Source organism: Comamonas sp. (assembly GCF_036666375.1).
Taxonomy (GTDB): Bacteria; Pseudomonadota; Gammaproteobacteria; order Burkholderiales; family Burkholderiaceae_C; genus Comamonas.
In genome coordinates this window covers 1-17,135 of the sequence record NZ_JAVWWA010000112.1, presented here as the reverse complement: position 1 = coordinate 17,135, position 17,135 = coordinate 1, and the positions used below count along the sequence as shown (strand labels likewise).

Sequence of the window (17,135 nt, the reverse complement as noted above, 5' to 3'; positions counted from 1 at the left end):
GCGCGGTCCTTGGTCGCGTGCACGCCCAGGATGGCCGACTGTGGCGGGTTGATGATGGGAGTGGACATCATCGAGCCGAACGTGCCGCCGTTGGAGATCGAGAACGTGCCGCCGGTCATGTCGTCCAGGCCCAGCTTGCCGTCCTTGGCCTTCTGGCCGAATTCAGCGATCTTCTTCTCGATGTCGGCAAAGCTCATCTGGTCGGCGTTGCGCAGGATGGGCACCACCAGGCCGCGCGGCGAACCGACAGCGATACCGATGTCGAAGTAGCCGTGGTAGACGATGTCGTTGCCGTCGACCGAAGCGTTGAGCACCGGGTACTTCTTCAGGGCGTGCACGGCAGCCTTGACGAAGAAGGACATGAAGCCCATCTTCACGCCGTGTTCCTTGGTGAAGTCGTCCTGGAACTTCTTGCGCATGGCCATCACGGGCGCCATGTTCACTTCGTTGAACGTGGTCAGGATGGCGTTGGTCGACTGCGACTGCAGCAGACGCTCGGCCACGCGGGCACGCAGACGGGTCATGGGAACGCGCTGCTCTGGGCGCTCGCCCAGGTCCTGCTTGGCCGCAGGTGCGGACACCTGGGGCAGCGCCTTGGTAGGCACGCCCGTGGGGATCACGGCGGCGGTGGACTGCACGCCACCCTTGATGGCGGCCAGGGCGTCGCCCTTGGTCACGCGGCCGTCCTTGCCCGAGCCTGCCACGTTGGCGGCCGACAGGTTGTTTTCAGCCAGCAGCTTGGCAGCGGCGGGCATGGCGACATCGCCCTTGTTGCCACCGGCTGCGGGGGCAGCGGCGGCAGGCGCAGCAGCGGGGGCTGCCGCGGCGGCCGCAGGAGCTGCAGCGGCAGCGCCGGCAACCGCTTCGGTGTCGATCTTGGCGATCAGCTGCTCGGCAACCACGGTGGCGCCGTCGCCTTGCACGATTTCGGTGATCACGCCGGCCGAAGGCGCAGGCACTTCGAGCACGACCTTGTCGGTCTCGATTTCGATCAGGATTTCGTCGACAGCAACTGCTTCGCCGACCTTCTTCTTCCAGGTGAGCATGGTCGCTTCAGCGATGGACTCGGACAGCTGGGGGACTTTGACTTCTACGATAGCCATGGTGTTTCTTTCCAAAAGGTTTGTACTGATTTCGGGTTTCCGGCCTTACTTGGTCAGAACAAAACCCTTGAGCTTGGTGAATGCGCCTTCGACCAGCGCCTTTTGCTGTTCCTGGTGCAGGTGCGAGTAACCCACGGCAGGCGAAGCGGATGCTGCGCGACCGGAGTAACCGAGCTTCTGACCATCCAGCATGTTTTCATGGATGTTGTGCTGGATGAAGAACCAGGCGCCCTGGTTCTGCGGCTCGTCCTGGCACCACACGATGTCGGTGGCCTGGGGGTACTTCTTGAGCTCGGCGGCAAAGGCCTTGTGCGGGAACGGATAGACCTGTTCGACGCGGATGATCGCGACGTCGTCCTGCTCGCGCTCGGCACGCTTCTTCACCAGATCGTAGTACACCTTGCCGGAGCAGGCGATCACGCGCTTGACCTTGGCGGCGTTGTCGACGATTTTCGCATCCTGCTCGGGGATCACGGTCTGGAAGGCACCGGACGTGAACTCGGACAGCGGCGAAGTCGCATCCTTGTTACGCAGCAGCGACTTGGGCGTCATGATGATCAGCGGCTTGCGCAGGTTGCGCACCATCTGGCGGCGCAACACGTGGAAGATCTGGCTGGCCGTGGTCGGCTGCACGATCTGCATGTTGGTGTCCGCAGCCAGCTGCATGAAACGCTCCAGGCGGGCCGAGCTGTGCTCGGGGCCCTGGCCTTCGTAGCCATGGGGCAGCATCAGCGTCAGGCCGTTGATGCGACCCCACTTGACTTCACCCGAGGCGATGAACTGGTCGATCACGACCTGGGCGCCGTTGGCGAAGTCGCCGAACTGGGCTTCCCAGATGACCATGGTGCTGGGATCGTTCGAAGCGTAGCCGTATTCGAAGCCGAGCACGGCTTCTTCGGACAGGATCGAGTCGATCACGACAAACGGAGCCTGGTTGTCGGCAACGTTCTGCAACGGCACGTAGGAACCGGTGTCCCACTTTTCGCGCTTCTGGTCATGGATGACCGAGTGGCGGTGCGTGAAGGTACCGCGGCCGCAGTCTTCACCCGACAGGCGCACGGGATAGCCCGAAGCGACCAGCGAGGCGAAAGCCATGTGCTCGCCCATGCCCCAGTCGACGTTGACGTCGCCGCGGCCCATGGCTGCGCGGTCGTCATACACCTTCTTGACCAGAGCGTGCGGCGACACGGACTCGGGAATGGTGGTGATCTTCTCGGCCAGGCGCTTCCACTCGGTCAGCGGAATGGCGGTGTCGCCGGCGTCGGTCCAGGGCTTGCCCAGGAACGGGCTCCAGTCGACGGCGTACTGGCTCTTGAAGTTGGTCAGCACGGGGTCGGCCGTGTGCTTGCCTTCGTCGAGCGCGGCGCGGTAGGCCTTGGCCATGTCGTCGCCCAGGGTCTCGCCCAGGCCTTGCGCGGACAGCTTGTCGGCGTACAGCTTGCGCGTGCCGGGGTGGGCAGCGATCTTCTTGTACATCAGCGGCTGGGTCAGAGCGGGAGTGTCCTGCTCGTTGTGGCCCAGCTTGCGGAAGCAGACGATGTCGACGACCACGTCCTTGGCGAATTCCATGCGGAACTCGAGCGCCAGCTGGACAGCCAGGGCCACGGCTTCCGGATCATCGCCGTTGACGTGCAGCACAGGCGACTCGATCATCTTGACGATGTCGGTGCAGTACAGCGTCGAGCGCGTGTCGCGGGGATCGGAGGTGGTGAAACCGATCTGGTTGTTGATGATGATGTGCACCGTGCCGCCCGTGGTGTAGCCACGGGTCTGGGCCAGCGCCAGAGTTTCCTGGTTCACGCCCTGGCCGGCAAAGGCCGCGTCGCCGTGCACCAGCACGGGCAGCACTTGCTTGCCGTGCGGGTCGCCGCGGCGGTCCATGCGTGCGCGCACCGAGCCTTCAACCACGGGGTTGACGATTTCGAGGTGCGAGGGGTTGAAGGCCAGCGACAGGTGGACCGGGCCGCCGGCGGTGGACACGTCGGAGCTGAAGCCCTGGTGGTACTTCACGTCGCCCGATGGCAGATCTTCGGGAGCCGTGTGGTCGAATTCGGCGAACAGGTCGCGCGGGGTCTTGCCCAGCGTGTTGACCAGCACGTTCAGACGGCCGCGGTGGGCCATGCCGATGACGATTTCCTGCACGCCCTTGGAGCCTGCGGACTGGATCAGTTCGTCCATCGCGACGATGAAGCTCTCACCGCCTTCGAGCGAGAAGCGCTTCTGGCCCACGTACTTCGTGTGCAGGAAACGCTCCAGGCCTTCGGCCGCGGTCAGGCGGTCGAGAATGCGCTTCTTCTGCGCGGCGTCGAATTGGGGCTTGCTGCGAATCGTTTCGAGCTTCTGCTGCCACCAGCGCTTCTGGTTCTGGTCGGTGGCATACATGTACTCGGCGCCGATGGCGCCGCAGTAGGTTTCGTTGAGCGAGTTGAGCAACTCGCGCAGGGGCATGGTTTCCTTGCCGAAGAAGGTGTTGCCCACGTTGAACACGGTTTCCTGATCGGCGTCGCTGAAGCCGTAGAAAGACGGCTCGAGTTCGGGGATCGAAGGACGCTCGGTGCGCTTGAGCGGATCGAGATCGGCCCAGCGCTGACCGACATTGCGGTAGGCGGCGATCAGCTGCTGAACGGCAGTGCGCTTGCGGCCCAGCTCGGAGTCGGCGCCCGAAGCGACGACGACACGCGTGCCGCCTTGCTTGGCGCGTTCGGCGAATGCATTGACGACCGGCAGGTGGGGCACGTCGCGGGCGTTGGAGCCGTCGACTGCGGGCACGTGCTGCAGCGCATCAAAGTATTCGCGCCACGAGTCGGGCACGCTGCCGGGGTTGGCAAGGTAGTTTTCATACATCTCTTCGACATACGGCGCATTGCCACCGAAGAGATAGGTATTGCCTTGGTAGGCTTGATAGACAGTTGTCTCGCTCATATTCCGCTGACCTCCGCTTTCCTGGAGAAAGCATTAGCTGGTTGGTAGACCTTCCGCGACACGGCTTTACCGATTGGCGGATGCGACTGTGGCATGGGGAAGGGCCTTGTTGCGACCGCCATTGTGCCACCGAACCGGCAAGGCCACTTCTTCCGACGCAGCGCGCGTGGATTACATTTGCAACTATCTTCAACGCAGCGGCGCACATGAAAAGCACTACCCTCTATCACCGCGTATTTCTGTTGTTGCTGTGCATAGTCACCGCAGGCTTCTTCGCCATTCTCTGGCCGTTCCTGGGCGCGGTGTTCTGGGGCGTGGCCCTGGCCGTGCTGTTCGCGCCGCTGCACCAGCGCCTGCTGGCGCGCATGCCGCGCAAGCCGACGCTGGCCGCGCTGGCGACGCTGGGCATCTGTCTGCTGATCGTCATCCTGCCGCTGGTGCTGATCGGCGCCTCGCTGGTGCGCGAGGCCGCGCTGATCTATGAAAACCTCAGTTCAGGCGAGATCAACGTGGGCGCGTACTTCCAGCAGATCATGTCCGCCCTGCCCGGCTGGGCCACGCGCGCGCTCGATGGCCTGGGCCTGGCATCGGTGATCGACATCCAGGACAAGCTGTCGACCGTCGCCGTGCAGGCCAGCAAGGTCGTGGCCACGCAGGCCGTGGGCATTGGACAGAACACGCTGGGTTTCCTGGTGAGCTTTGCCGTCATGCTGTACCTGCTGTTTTTCCTGCTGCGCGACGGCGCCCAGCTCGCGCGCCGCATTCGCTACGCGATGCCGCTCGAGCCCGCGCACAAGGCCGCGCTGGCCAGCAAGTTCACCACCGTGGTGCGCGCGACCATCAAGGGCAACCTCGCGGTCGCGATGGCCCAGGGCGCGCTCGGCGGCCTGATCTTCTGGCTGCTAGGCATCCAGGGCCCGGTGCTCTGGGCCGTGGTCATGGCCTTCCTGTCGCTGCTGCCCGCCGTGGGCGCGGGTCTGATCTGGGGGCCGGTCGCGCTGTATTTCTTCGCCACCGGCGACATCGTCAAGGGCAGCATTCTCGCGGCCTACGGCGTGCTGGTGATCGGCCTGGTCGACAACGTGCTGCGCCCGGTGCTGGTCGGCAAGGACACCAAGATGCCCGACTACGTGGTGCTGATCTCGACGCTGGGCGGCATGGCGCTGTTCGGCCTCACGGGCTTCGTGATCGGACCGCTGATCGCTGCGCTGTTCATCGCGGTCTGGGACCTGTTCAGCCAGGACCTGCACACCTCCGGCGACAGCGGCACGCCGCCCGGCGCGGCCGCGCCGCCACGGGACTGACGCCGGCGGGGCGCGCCGCGCCGCTACGCCATGGCCCTTTTGGGCAATAGCCACGAACCTTCCCCTCTCCGGCGTTACTCATGGGATGTCGTTCTGAGCCTCAGTGATGCCTGCCACCGCAGGCCCACCGAGGCGCAGACCCGCAACCCAATGCTGTAACCACCGGAGCGGTACATGTTCATCAATCGCAGAAATATCATTCAGTTCGCATGCGGCAGCTTGCTGGCCCCGCCACTTCTGACGGCTTGCGGCGGCGATGCCGACAGCGGCGGCACCCCGGAGCCAGAACCCGGGCAGGAGCCCGTCGATGACCTGACCGAGATCATCGAGACCCCAGGCTATACGAATCTGGCCCACACGCCGGATGGCGAAACGTTCGACGCGGCGCAGATCTTTCTGGATGCACCCGGCCAGATCAGCGCCAAGGTGTTTCTTGGCGACCTGCCCCAGCCAGCGGTCAAGGTCACGTTCTACAACGCCCGCCTGGAAGAGATCCATACCGGGGTGACGGGAGAGGACGGATATCTGCTGACAACGATACGCCCCAAGCGCCTGATGTTTGCCAAGGCGCAAACCGCCCATGGGGAGCTCTACGGCTACTCCTTCGTGGGCGAAGGGGAAATCAGCCAGACCATCAACATCAACATCTTCCAGACCCTGGCGGCCCATGTGGCCAATGCGTTCGGCTTCGAATACAACATCGTCAATTATTTGCTGCAGCGGCATTTCCAGATTGGCTACAACGAGAGCATCCAGTCAATAGACCTGGACAACCGCTATTTCAGCCAGAGCAAGCTGGCCGATGCCTATCTTGTCAGCCAGCTGCCACTCGACACCTATCTCGCCAACATGGCCGCGGCCATCATCGCCAGAAAGGACGAGGAATATGAGCCCGAGACGCAATTCCAGCTTTCCCCCTCGAATGGTCCGCTCATGCGGGCTTCGGCCCGATTGGCCATCGATGACCAGACGAAATACCAGGTCATAGAATTCGCGCTGGACAAGGCCGAAACCTTCATTTCGTCCTTTGTTACCTTCCCTTATTCATCGCAGATCATCAAATTCTTCTTCAGCCGCATCAAATCGGAACTCAAGCCCGAAGAACCCGATCCGCTGGCCGAAGTCAAGCAGAAGCTGGATACCATTTCCCACAAGATCGACGATCTGCTCGACTACCTCAAGACCAAGGCGCTCAAGGATGAATGGGCGAAATTTCTCGATGTCTGGGAAAAATTCGGCACGGAGCGCGTGGCATTCAACGAAGCGAAAAGTGCGCTCTCGGCCCAGGATTCGCTGAGCAATGCAATATCGCTGATTCAGAACCAGCGCAGCAACATTCTGGGAATGAACAAATGGTTCTTCGGCGCGAGCGGCAAGGCCATCGATACCACGTTCCTGCACAGCTACAGCGCCTGGATGCAGGAAAAGGAGTTCTACACGACCGATGTCCAGGAACGCATCAACGACTACGTGTGCACGTTTCTTCTGCAGCAAACGCATCTGATCGGCTTTGTCACCGCAATGATCGTGCTCGATGCGCAGGCCAAAGGCGAGACCGAGGAACAGGCCGCCGCGCGTTGCGCTGTCTACAATGAATCACTGGACAAGACGCGTCAGCTGGTTCGGCAGTTCATGGATTCCATACCGCAGTTGCCGCAAAGAGTCATCATCCACAAGCCAACGCGCACGCTGTGGGTAGGCGTGTGCAACTCGGTTTCTCAAGCCACGGATTTTCTCAAGACCGGAACCCATACAAGCAGATTTAACATTATTTTGAGCTTGCCTTGGTCCTCCACCGGAACGGCGGCGGGCGTCGACAAGCAGAAATACATGCTGAAGAATGCCCAGAACCCCAACGGGGTCACGCAGGATGTGATCGATTTCGCCGACTGGCGGCTGCCCACTCCGAAGGAAGTCGAAAACGTATTCCTGCAAAGATCGCCCGACGAGAAAAATAACAAGAAAGCCATCGATGTATGGGCGCAAAGCCGGCATATTCCGAATAGCGTCCCCTGGACGCTTTTCAATGCCACGAAGCGCAAGCGAGAGGAAAGCTTCGCGACGATCGTGACCAGTTATTTCAACGACAATGTCAGCCGCCTTGGGTACTGTTTTGACTCCAAGTTCGTGCGATTTTCTGACTTTTCGACTTTTTCTGCCGGACTTCCCTCGAAATACTCAGAATTCGGATTCGACTCATACCCCTATTTCCCTGTCGCGACCAAACCGCCAGCGGAACTGGAAGTGTATTACCCGCTCAATGTGTACAAGAAGTTCTATGAGGAATATGCCGTGAAGCTGGACATCTAGTCCGCGCCTAGCCACTCGCACAGCGTCAGGCGGCAGCCGCGTGTCGCTGCGCTGCCTCCTGCATCGGCACGGCAATATGACGGATAAGCGACGTAGCTGTGCAATATCTGCCATCAGAGGCACAAAGGGCTTGCGCAAAAGGCCCACGCTCCAAGAATGGCTTGAGGCGCAATGTCAAGCCGGCTGGAAAGCCCGACCGGGGGCCTGCGACAGTTGCGCTGCCTGCGTGCCGATTCCGTGCCTCCCCATAGAATCCTGAGTACAAGCGTCAAACTAAAAGAGGTACCCGCGATGGTGCAATTCTCCAGACGCCAGTTCATGAAAGTGACTGGCTCCAGTCTGGCCGCATCCAGCTTGGCGGTCATGGGCTTTTCGCCCACGGCCGCCCTAGCTGAGGTGCGCCAGTTCAAGCTGGCCGCGACCACGGTCACGCGCCAAACCTGTACCTACTGTTCCGTAGGCTGCGGCATCCTGATGTACTCGCTCAGCGACGGCGCCAAGAACGCCAAGCTGTCGGTGATCCACGTCGAAGGCGATCCGGACCATCCGGTGAACCGCGGCACGCTGTGCCCCAAGGGTGCATCGCTGCTGGACTTCGTCCACAGCCCCAGCCGCCTCAAGTACCCCGAATACCGCGCTCCCGGCTCGACCGAGTGGAAGCGCATGTCGTGGGACGAGGCGCTGACGCGCATCACCAAGCTGCTCAAGGACGATCGCGATGCGAACTTCGTCGAGCAGAACGACAAGGGCCAGACAGTCAACCGCTGGCTCACCACCGGCATGCTGGCCGCTTCGGCCTCCAGCAACGAAGCCGGCTACATCACGCACAAAGTGGCCCGTTCCTGGGGCCTTCTTGCACTCGACAACCAAGCACGTGTCTGACACGGCCCGACGGTGGCAGGTCTTGCCCCGACGTTTGGCCGTGGAGCGATGACGAACCATTGGGTCGACATCAAGAACGCGGACGTTATTTTGATCATGGGCGGCAATGCCGCTGAAGCCCACCCCTGCGGCTTCAAATGGGTGACCGAAGCGAAGGAGCACAACAATGCGCACTTCATGGTGGTCGACCCGCGCTTCAACCGATCCGCATCGGTTGCCGATTTCTATGCCCCCATCCGGTCGGGCAGCGATATCGTGTTCCTTGGCGCAGTCATCAACTATCTGCTGACAAACAACAAGATCCATCACGAATACGTGAGGAACTACACCGACTTCACCTATATCGTGAAGGAGGACTTCGCGTTCGACGAAGGCATTTTCGCGGGCTACGACCCCGAGAAGCGCAGCTACGACAAGTCGTCCTGGGACTATGAGCTCGACGCCGACGGTTATGTGACGGTGGATCCCACGCTGGAGCATCCGCGCTGCGTCTATCAGTGGCTCAAGCGCCACTACGCGGGCTATACGCCCGAAAAGGTCGAAAGCATCTGCGGCACGCCCAAGGCCAAGTTCCTGCATGTGTGCGAACAGCTGGCTTCCACGGCGGAATCGGGCCGCGTCGCGACCATCCTCTACGCGCTGGGCTGGACCCAGCACACGACGGGCGCGCAGATACTGCGTACCGGCGCGATGATCCAGCTGCTGCTGGGCAACATCGGCGTCGCGGGCGGCGGCATGAACGCCTTGCGCGGTCACTCCAACATCCAGGGCCTGACCGACCTGGGCATTCTGTCGGCAAGCCTGCCGGGCTATCTGTCGCTGCCCAACGAAGGCGAGCAGGAGTACGAGAAGTACATAGCCGCGCGCACGCCCAAGCCCATGCGCCCGGGCCAGATGAACTATTGGTCGAACACACCGAAGTTCCATGTGAGCCTGATGAAGGCCTGGTATGGACCGGCTGCCACGGCCGAGAACAACTGGGCGTTCAACTACCTGCCCAAGCTCGACCGCCAGTACGACATGCTGCAGGTCTTCGACCTGATGAACCAGGGCAAGATCAACGGCTACATTGCCCAGGGCTTCAACCCGCTCGCCGCGCTGGCCAACAGCAACAACGTGCGCAAGGGCCTGTCCAAGCTCAAGTTCCTGGTCATCATGGACCCGCTGGTCACCGAGACCTCCGAGTTCTGGAAGAACCACGGCGAGTTCAACGATGTCGACAGCGCCGCCATCCAGACCGAAGTCTTCCGCCTGCCGACCACCTGCTTTGCCGAAGAAGACGGCGCGGTGGTGAGTTCGTCGCGCGTGCTGCAGTGGCACTGGAAGGCGGCCGAGCCGCCGGGTGAAGCCAAGACCGATGTGGCCATCATGTCGGCCCTGCACCTGCGCCTGAAGGCGGCCTACGCCAAGGACGGCGGCAAGTTCCCCGACCCCATCGCCAACCTGTACTGGCCTTACGCCCAGGCGGCCCACCCGTCGTCGGAAGAAATTGCCAAGGAGTACAACGGCCGCGCGCTGGTCGACCTGTTCGATCCCAAGGATCCGACCAAGCTGCTGCGCAAGGCTGGCGAGCAGTTGAGCAGTTTCGGCGAGTTGCGCGACGACGGCAGCACGCTCAGTGGCTGCTGGATCTGGACGGGCAGCTGGACGACCTCGGGCAACCAGATGGCACGCCGCGACAACTCAGACCCCACGGGCATAGGCAATACGCTGAACTGGGCCTGGGCCTGGCCGGCCAACCGCCGCGTGCTCTACAACCGTGCGTCCTGCGACGTGCAAGGCAAGGCGTTCAATCCGAACCGCAAGCTCATCGAGTGGAACGGCAAGGCCTGGGGCGGCGCAGACGTGCCCGACATCGCGGTGACCATGGACCCCGCAACCGTCGGACCGTTCATCATGAACCCCGAGGGCGTGGCGCGTTTCTTCGCGCGCAAGGGCATGAACGAAGGGCCGTTCCCCACGCACTACGAAGCGTTCGACAACCCATTGGGCTACAACCCGATGTACCCCAAGAACAAGCTCGCGGTCATCAACCCCGCGGCGCGTATCCTGGAGTCGACCAAGGGCACGGACGGCACGGCTGCGGAGTATCCGCATGTGGGCACGACCTACCGCCTGACCGAGCATTTCCACTACTGGACCAAGCATGTTCAGCTGAACAACATCATTCAGCCCGAACAGTTCGTCGAGATCGGCGAAGCCTTGGCACAGGAGCTGGGCATTGCGACCGGCCAGCAGGTCAAGGTGAGTTCCAAGCGCGGCTTCGTCAAGGCCGCGGCCGTGGTGACCAAGCGCCTCAAGGCCATGCAGATCGAAGGCAAGACCGTGCACCATGTCGGCATCCCCATCCACTGGGGATTTGCATCGACCGGGCGCAAGGGTCATATGGCCAACAATCTGACGGCATCGATTGGTGACGGCAACAGCAACACACCAGAATCCAAGACCTTCCTCGTGAAGGTGGAAAAGGCCTAAGGAGTAGCTGATGTCTTCTACACATTCTCTCGATATCAAGCGCCGCTCGGCGACCACCACTCCCTCGCCCAGCGTGCGCGAAACGCACTCGGGCGAAGTGGCCAAGCTGATCGACGTCTCCAAGTGCATTGGCTGCAAGGCCTGCCAGACCGCCTGCATGGAGTGGAACGATCTGCGCGACGAGGTCGGCACGCTGGCCGCCGGCGTGTACGACAACCCGACCGACCTCACGGCCGACTCGTGGACCGTCATGCGTTTCACCGAGTACGAAAACGAGGCCACGGGCAACCTGGAATGGCTGATCCGCAAGGATGGCTGCATGCACTGCGAGGATCCAGGCTGCCTCAAGGCCTGCCCTTCGCCGGGCGCCATCCTGCAGTACAGCAACGGCATCGTCGACTTCCAGCAGGAAAACTGCGTGGGCTGCGGCTACTGCGTTACCGGCTGCCCGTTCAACATCCCGCGCATCTCGAAGAAGGACAACAAGGCGTACAAGTGCACCTTGTGTTCCGACCGCGTGGCCGTGGGCCGCGAACCGGCCTGCGTCAAGACCTGCCCCACGGGCGCCATCCAGTTCGGCACCAAGGAGGCAATGAAGGACCATGCCGAGCACCGCATCGCGGACCTGAACCGCCGCGGCTTCGACAAGGCCGGCCTCTACGACCCGCCGGGCGTGGGCGGCACGCACGTGATGTACGTGCTGCACCATGCCGACAAGCCATCGCTCTACAAGGGCCTGCCGGATGATCCCAAGATCAGCCCCATGGTCTCGCTGTGGAAGGGCGTGGCCAAGCCACTGGCTCTGGCCGCGCTGGGTGCGGCGGCCGTGGGCAGCTTCTTCCACTACGTGACCAAGGGCCCGCACGAAGTGCCTGCGGAACTCGAGCGCGAGGAAGACCGCATGGAAGAACGGCTGGAGCAGCAGATGCTCGACAAGGAGGACGCAAAATGAAGCGCAGCCCCCGTGACCTCAAGCGTTACACCGCCGGTGAGCGCGCCAACCACTGGCTGGTGGCGATCACCTTTGTGCTGCTGGCGCTGTCCGGCCTGGCGTTCTTTCACCCGGCCTTCTTCCCGCTGACGCAGCTGTTCGGCGGCGGTCCCTGGACGCGCATTCTCCACCCCTATATCGGGGTGGTGATGGCGCTGGGCTTCGTGCTGATGGTGATCCGCTTCTGGCGGCTCAACATCATGCGCGCGCGGGACCGCCAGTGGATCAAGGAAGCACCCAAGCTGGTGACCGAAGTGCATCACGTGATGCCCGAGCAGGACAAGTACAACGGCGGCCAGAAAGCCTTGTTCTGGCTGCTGGTCGCGTCCATGCTGGGCCTGACGATCTCGGGCGTGCTGATGTGGCGCGCCTGGTGGAACCTGCCCGTGGAGCTGGTGCGCGCCAGCGTCGTGCTGCACGCGGTCTCGGCGTTCGCGCTGTTCGGCCTGATCATCCTGCACATCTATGCGGCGATCTGGACGCGCGGCACGCTGCGCGCCATGGTCTACGGCACCGTGAACCGCGCCTGGGCCAAGTACCATCATCCGATCTGGTACCGACGGATGACCGGCGAAAAAGACTGAGCCTTCGGCTTGCGCCCATGAACGCCGCCGGACGCCCCCAGGGCGTGCCGGCGGCACTTATTTGGAAAGACACAATGCAACGCATTCTTCAACGCGGCGAGATCGAAGCCATCGATCAGATCAATTTCCCGCGCATCCGCCTGCCCGAAACCGGCAGCCTGTTTGCCGAGCGCGCGGCGCGCCTGCGCCAGCTCGCCGTCGGCAACCCGATTGCCGACTACATCCTGTTTGTCGCGCAGATCGTCGACGCCCAGCACCAGGCGCTGACCCAGCTGCCCACGCCCGAGCTTCCCGCCGCGGCGATCGCGCTGGCCCAGCAGCATTCGATGCCGCTGCTGCCGGCCGCCGACCACCTCGATCCGGCCTGGAATCAGGTGCTCGACGCCATGCTCACCCGCCTCGAAGGCGGCGACGGCCTGCCCGCGCCGCTGCAGCCCCTGATTGGCGCACTGCGCGAAATGCCCCTGGCCGAGCGCGAGGCCGTGGCTCGGCGCCTGCTGCAAAAGGAAGTGGCGGCGCGCGATGTCGGCATGGCGCCGTTCGTCATGGCCGCGCTGCAAGTCGTTTTCACGCAGCGCGCCGCCCATCTGTCGGTGGGCGACGTGCCCTATACCGAGCCGGCGTCGATCTGCCCGGTCTGCGCCAGCGAACCCGTGGCCAGCGTGCTGCGCATTGGCGGCAAGGCCAACGGCCACCGCTACCTGCACTGCGGCACCTGCTGCACCGAATGGCATATGGTGCGCGTCAAGTGCTCGCACTGCGAGTCCACCAAGGGCATACAGTACCAGGGCGTAGAAGGCCTGGGCGAAGTCGTCACCGCCGAGACCTGCACGGAATGCGGCAGCTACCGCAAGGTCGTCAACCAGGAAAAGGACCCGCTGGCCGAGCCGCTGGCCGACGACCTGGCCTCGTTGATGCTCGATCTGCTGATGAGCGAAACGCCTTTCAAGCGCGCCAGCACCAACCCGCTGCTCTATGTGGCGTTTGCCGAAGAGCAGGCCGAAGGCGACCAGTCGCTGGTCGATCCCGCGGCGGAATGAGCCGACAATAGGCCGATGAAAACCGCTCCTCTGGAACAGGCCGTTCTTGCGGCCGCACAGGACACGGCCGCGCGCCCCTGGCCGCAACTGCCGTCCGTCGACAAGCTGCTGCAAAGCGCGGCGCTCGCACCGCTGCGCGCGCGCTACGGTCACCAGGCCTGCACCCAGGCCTTGCGCGAAGCGCTGGACGCGCTGCGCGACCAGCTGCGCGCGGGCATGATGCTGGCGCCGGATGCGACCCATTTCGAGCGCATCGCGGACAGCGCCGCGCAGCGCCTGGCCAGGCGCTTTGCACCGCGCCTGCAGGCGGTTTTCAATCTCACGGGCACGGTGCTGCACACCAATCTAGGGCGGGCGCTGCTGCCCCAGGAAGCGGTCGATGCGGTGGTGCAGGCGCTGTTGAGCCCGGCCAACCTAGAATACGACCTCGCAACCGGCGGGCGCGGCGACCGCGACGACCTGATCGAGGCGCTGATCTGCGAGCTCACGGGCGCCGAAGCCGCAACCGTGGTCAACAACAACGCCGCCGCCGTGCTGCTCACGCTGGGCACGCTGGCCGAAGGGCGCGAAGTCATCGTCTCGCGCGGCGAGCTGGTCGAGATCGGCGGCGCATTTCGCATTCCCGACATCATGGCGCGCGCCGGAGCGCGGCTGGTCGAAGTCGGCACCACCAACCGCACCCATGCGCGCGACTACACCGAGGCCATGTCCGATGCGACCAGCCTGCTGATGAAGGTGCATTGCAGCAACTACGAAGTCACGGGCTTCACCAAGAGCGTCAGCGACCAGGAGGTCGCCGACATCGCCCATGGTCGCGGCGTGCCCATGGTCGTCGACCTGGGCAGCGGCACGCTGGTCGACATGCGCCAATGGGGCCTGCCCTACGAAGTCACGGTGCGCGAGACGATTGCCGCGGGCGCCGATATCGTGACCTTCAGCGGCGACAAGCTGCTGGGCGGACCGCAGGCCGGCCTGATCGTCGGGCGCAAGGACCTGATTGCCCGCATCAAGAAGAACCCGCTCAAGCGCGCGATGCGCGTGGGCAAGCTCACGCTGGCCGCGCTCGAGCCCGTGCTGCGCCTGTACCTGCACCCCGAACAACTGGCCCAGCGCCTGACCACGCTGCGGCTGTTCACGCGCCCGGCCGCCGACATGCAGGCCCAGGCCCAGGCGCTGGCGCCCGCTCTGCAGGCTGCGCTGGGCCCGGCCTATGTGGTCGAGACCGCGGCCATGGCCAGCCAGATCGGCAGCGGCGCGCTGCCTGTGGAATCGCTGCCCAGCCACGGCCTGCGCATCCACCCGGCCTCGGGCCGCCAGGCCGGCCGCCAGCTGCTCCAGCTCGAAGCCGCGCTGCGCGCCCTGCCCCGGCCCGTGATCGCCCGCATCCATGCCGATGCCATGTGGCTGGATCTGCGCTGCCTCGAAGCCGATCAGCAGTCCCTTTTCGCCGAACAACTGCCCTTGCTGGCCTCGCAGATCCCTTCATGATCATCGGTACCGCAGGCCATATCGACCATGGCAAGACCACGCTGGTGCGCGCGCTCACGGGCGTGGACACCGACCGCCTCAAGGAAGAAAAAGCGCGCGGCATATCGATCGCGCTGGGCTATGCCTATGCGCCGCTGCCCAACGGCGATGTGCTGGGCATCATCGACGTGCCCGGCCACGAGAAATTCGTGCACACCATGGCCGCGGGCGCGGTGGGCATAGACCATGCGCTGCTGGTCGTAGCCGCCGATGACGGCGTGATGCCGCAGACGCGCGAACACCTCGACATCCTGCTGCTGCTGGGCGTGACCCAGGCCAGCATTGCGCTGACCAAGGTCGATCGTGCCAGCGCGGCGCAGATTGCCGACGCCCGCGCCCAACTGGCCACGCTGCTTGCGCCCACGCCGCTGGCGGGCGCCGTCGTCTTCGAGACCGCTGCCGCGCTGCCCGATGACCCCGGTGTCGCCGCGCTGCGCGGCCACCTGCAAACCCTGGCCCAGCAGATGCCGGCACGGCCGCGCAACGGCCTGTTCCGCCTGGCCGTAGACCGCAGCTTCAGCCTGCCCGGCCAGGGAACCGTTGTCACGGGCACGGTGTTTGGCGGCGCCGTGACCACGGGCGACAGTCTGGTGCATTCGCGCAGCGGCCAGACGCTGCGCGTGCGCAGCATCCATGCGCAGAACCAGGCCAGCGACAGCGGCGTGGCCGGCCAGCGCGTGGCGCTCAACCTCGCCGGCCTGGGCAAGGACGAGATCCAGCGCGGCGACTGGATTGCCGAGGGCGCGCTGCTGCAGGCCAGCGAGCGCATCGATGTGCAACTGCAGCTGCTGGCCTCGGCGCCCGAGATCCGCCAATGGACGCCCGTGCACCTGCATCTGGGCACCGCGCATTGCACGGCCCATGTGGCGCTGCTCGAAGGCGAGCGCATAGAACCCGGCAGCAGCGTGCGCGCGCAGCTGGTGCTCGACACTCCGGTGTTCTGCCTGCCCGGCGACCGCTTGATCCTGCGCAACGCCCAGGCCAGCCGCACGATTGCGGGCGGCACCGTCACCGATCCCCATGCTCCGGCGCGCAAGCGCCGCAGCGCCGAACGCCAGGCCTATCTGCAGGCGCTCGATGCGCTGATTGCCACGGGCAGCGCCGCGCAGCTGCTGGCGCGCTCCCCCCACGGTCTGGCGCTGTCACAGCTGGTGCGGCTGTCGGGCCAGCGCTGGAGCGCGCAGGATCTGCCCGCCGATGCGCTGCAATTGCCGCTGGGCGCGGATACTGTACTGCTGTCTGCCACGCGCTGGCAGCAGTTGCGCGCGCAGGTGCTGGCCACGCTGGCGCAATTCCATGAAAAGCACGCCGACGAACCGGGCCTCAACGCCGCGCGCCTGCGCCGCATGGCCTGGCCCGGATTGGTGCAAGGCGCGCACGACGCGCTGTGGCGCGGCCTGATCGACGCCCTGCTGGGCGACGCGCAACTGGTCGCCAGCGGCGCCTGGCTGCATCTGCCAGGCCATAGCGTGGAACTCAGCTGCCCCGAACAGACGCTGGCCGAACGCCTGCTGCCGCTGCTCGATGAAGGCCGCTACGATCCGCCCTGGGTGCGCGATCTTGCGGGCACGACAGGTGCCGGTGAAGACAGCGTGCGCCAGCTGCTGCGCAAGCTCACGCGCCGCGGCCAGGTATTCCAGGTGGTCAAGGACCTGTTCTACAGCGCGCCGCGCATGCAGCAGCTCGCCCAGCTGGTCGCGTCCCTGGCGGCGAGCCACCCCAAGGCCGAAGTCGAAGCGCGCGCGTTTCGCGACGCCACCGGCCTGGGCCGCAAGCGTGCGATCCAGATCCTCGAGTTCTTCGACCGGGTCGGCTACACGCGCCGCCTGCGCGACGCCCACCTGCTGCGCCCGGATGCAAGCTGGCAGGGGCCGAACGGCAGCTTACAATAGCCGGCATTGGAAGGCATGCACACCCGGTGGTGTGGCCGGGCTTCAAACCCGGTGAGGGGCGTCAGTCGCTCCTGGGTAGGTTCGACTCCTGCTGCTTTCCGCCAC

General features: G+C 64.2%; 10 protein-coding genes and 1 tRNA gene. 9 read left to right on the top strand and 2 right to left on the bottom strand.

Annotation, left to right across the window (positions count from 1 at the left end; translation table 11 throughout):
* Both odhB and RR928_RS20810 read right to left on the bottom strand, forming a co-directional pair.
* Positions 1–1,103 (bottom strand): 2-oxoglutarate dehydrogenase complex dihydrolipoyllysine-residue succinyltransferase (gene odhB / locus RR928_RS20815; RefSeq protein WP_332684067.1); only part of this gene is annotated, 1,103 nt, incomplete at its 3' end.
* A 45-nt stretch (positions 1,104–1,148) separates the two neighbouring features.
* The gene (locus RR928_RS20810) at positions 1,149–4,025 is read right to left on the bottom strand and encodes a 2-oxoglutarate dehydrogenase E1 component (RefSeq protein ID WP_332548969.1); all 2,877 of its coding nucleotides are present in this window, start codon (positions 4,023–4,025) and stop codon (positions 1,149–1,151) included.
* A 206-nt stretch (positions 4,026–4,231) separates the two neighbouring features.
* Here RR928_RS20810 and RR928_RS20805 point away from each other — a divergent pair, with 206 nt between their 5' ends.
* From RR928_RS20805 to RR928_RS20765, 9 genes are all read left to right on the top strand, one after another.
* Complete coding sequence (locus tag RR928_RS20805) at positions 4,232–5,329, top strand: AI-2E family transporter (RefSeq protein ID WP_332540242.1); 1,098 nt, start codon at positions 4,232–4,234, stop codon at positions 5,327–5,329.
* A 174-nt stretch (positions 5,330–5,503) separates the two neighbouring features.
* Positions 5,504–7,639 carry a hypothetical protein gene (locus RR928_RS20800; RefSeq protein ID WP_332540243.1) on the top strand — a complete coding sequence of 712 codons (2,136 nt, stop codon included), beginning with the start codon at positions 5,504–5,506 and terminating at the stop codon, positions 7,637–7,639.
* A gap of 291 nt (positions 7,640–7,930) precedes the next feature.
* A complete protein-coding gene (fdnG, locus tag RR928_RS20795) occupies positions 7,931–10,996 on the top strand; it encodes a formate dehydrogenase-N subunit alpha (RefSeq protein ID WP_332684063.1) in 3,066 nt (1,021 codons plus the stop codon).
* A 10-nt stretch (positions 10,997–11,006) separates the two neighbouring features.
* Entirely contained in the window at positions 11,007–11,948 is a 942-nt protein-coding gene (gene fdxH / locus RR928_RS20790; protein WP_332540073.1) for a formate dehydrogenase subunit beta, read from the top strand.
* Entirely contained in the window at positions 11,945–12,571 is a 627-nt protein-coding gene (locus RR928_RS20785; RefSeq protein WP_332540075.1) for a formate dehydrogenase subunit gamma, read from the top strand. Before fdxH ends, RR928_RS20785 begins: the two co-directional genes overlap by 4 nt.
* A gap of 74 nt (positions 12,572–12,645) precedes the next feature.
* Positions 12,646–13,611, top strand: coding sequence for a formate dehydrogenase accessory protein FdhE (fdhE, locus tag RR928_RS20780; RefSeq protein ID WP_332684060.1), 966 nt, complete (start codon positions 12,646–12,648; stop codon positions 13,609–13,611).
* 15 nt (positions 13,612–13,626) lie between these two features.
* Complete coding sequence (selA, locus tag RR928_RS20775; RefSeq protein WP_332684058.1) at positions 13,627–15,099, top strand: L-seryl-tRNA(Sec) selenium transferase; 1,473 nt, start codon at positions 13,627–13,629, stop codon at positions 15,097–15,099.
* Entirely contained in the window at positions 15,096–17,030 is a 1,935-nt protein-coding gene (selB, locus tag RR928_RS20770; protein ID WP_332540079.1) for a selenocysteine-specific translation elongation factor, read from the top strand. Before selA ends, selB begins: the two co-directional genes overlap by 4 nt.
* A gap of 8 nt (positions 17,031–17,038) precedes the next feature.
* A tRNA-Sec gene (locus tag RR928_RS20765) sits at positions 17,039–17,134 on the top strand.
* Position 17,135: the final 1 nt, after the last annotated feature.

Excerpts from the sequence above, each read along its gene's own strand:
- RR928_RS20810 (WP_332548969.1), bottom strand. The coding sequence starts at position 4,025 with ATGAGCGAGACAACTGTCTATCAAGCCTACCAAGGCAATACCTATCTC.
- RR928_RS20805 (WP_332540242.1), top strand. The coding sequence starts at position 4,232 with ATGAAAAGCACTACCCTCTATCACCGCGTATTTCTGTTGTTGCTGTGC.
- RR928_RS20800 (WP_332540243.1), top strand. The coding sequence starts at position 5,504 with ATGTTCATCAATCGCAGAAATATCATTCAGTTCGCATGCGGCAGCTTG.
- fdxH (WP_332540073.1), top strand. The coding sequence starts at position 11,007 with ATGTCTTCTACACATTCTCTCGATATCAAGCGCCGCTCGGCGACCACC.
- RR928_RS20785 (WP_332540075.1), top strand. The coding sequence starts at position 11,945 with ATGAAGCGCAGCCCCCGTGACCTCAAGCGTTACACCGCCGGTGAGCGC.
- fdhE (WP_332684060.1), top strand. The coding sequence starts at position 12,646 with ATGCAACGCATTCTTCAACGCGGCGAGATCGAAGCCATCGATCAGATC.
- selA (WP_332684058.1), top strand. The coding sequence starts at position 13,627 with ATGAAAACCGCTCCTCTGGAACAGGCCGTTCTTGCGGCCGCACAGGAC.
- selB (WP_332540079.1), top strand. The coding sequence starts at position 15,096 with ATGATCATCGGTACCGCAGGCCATATCGACCATGGCAAGACCACGCTG.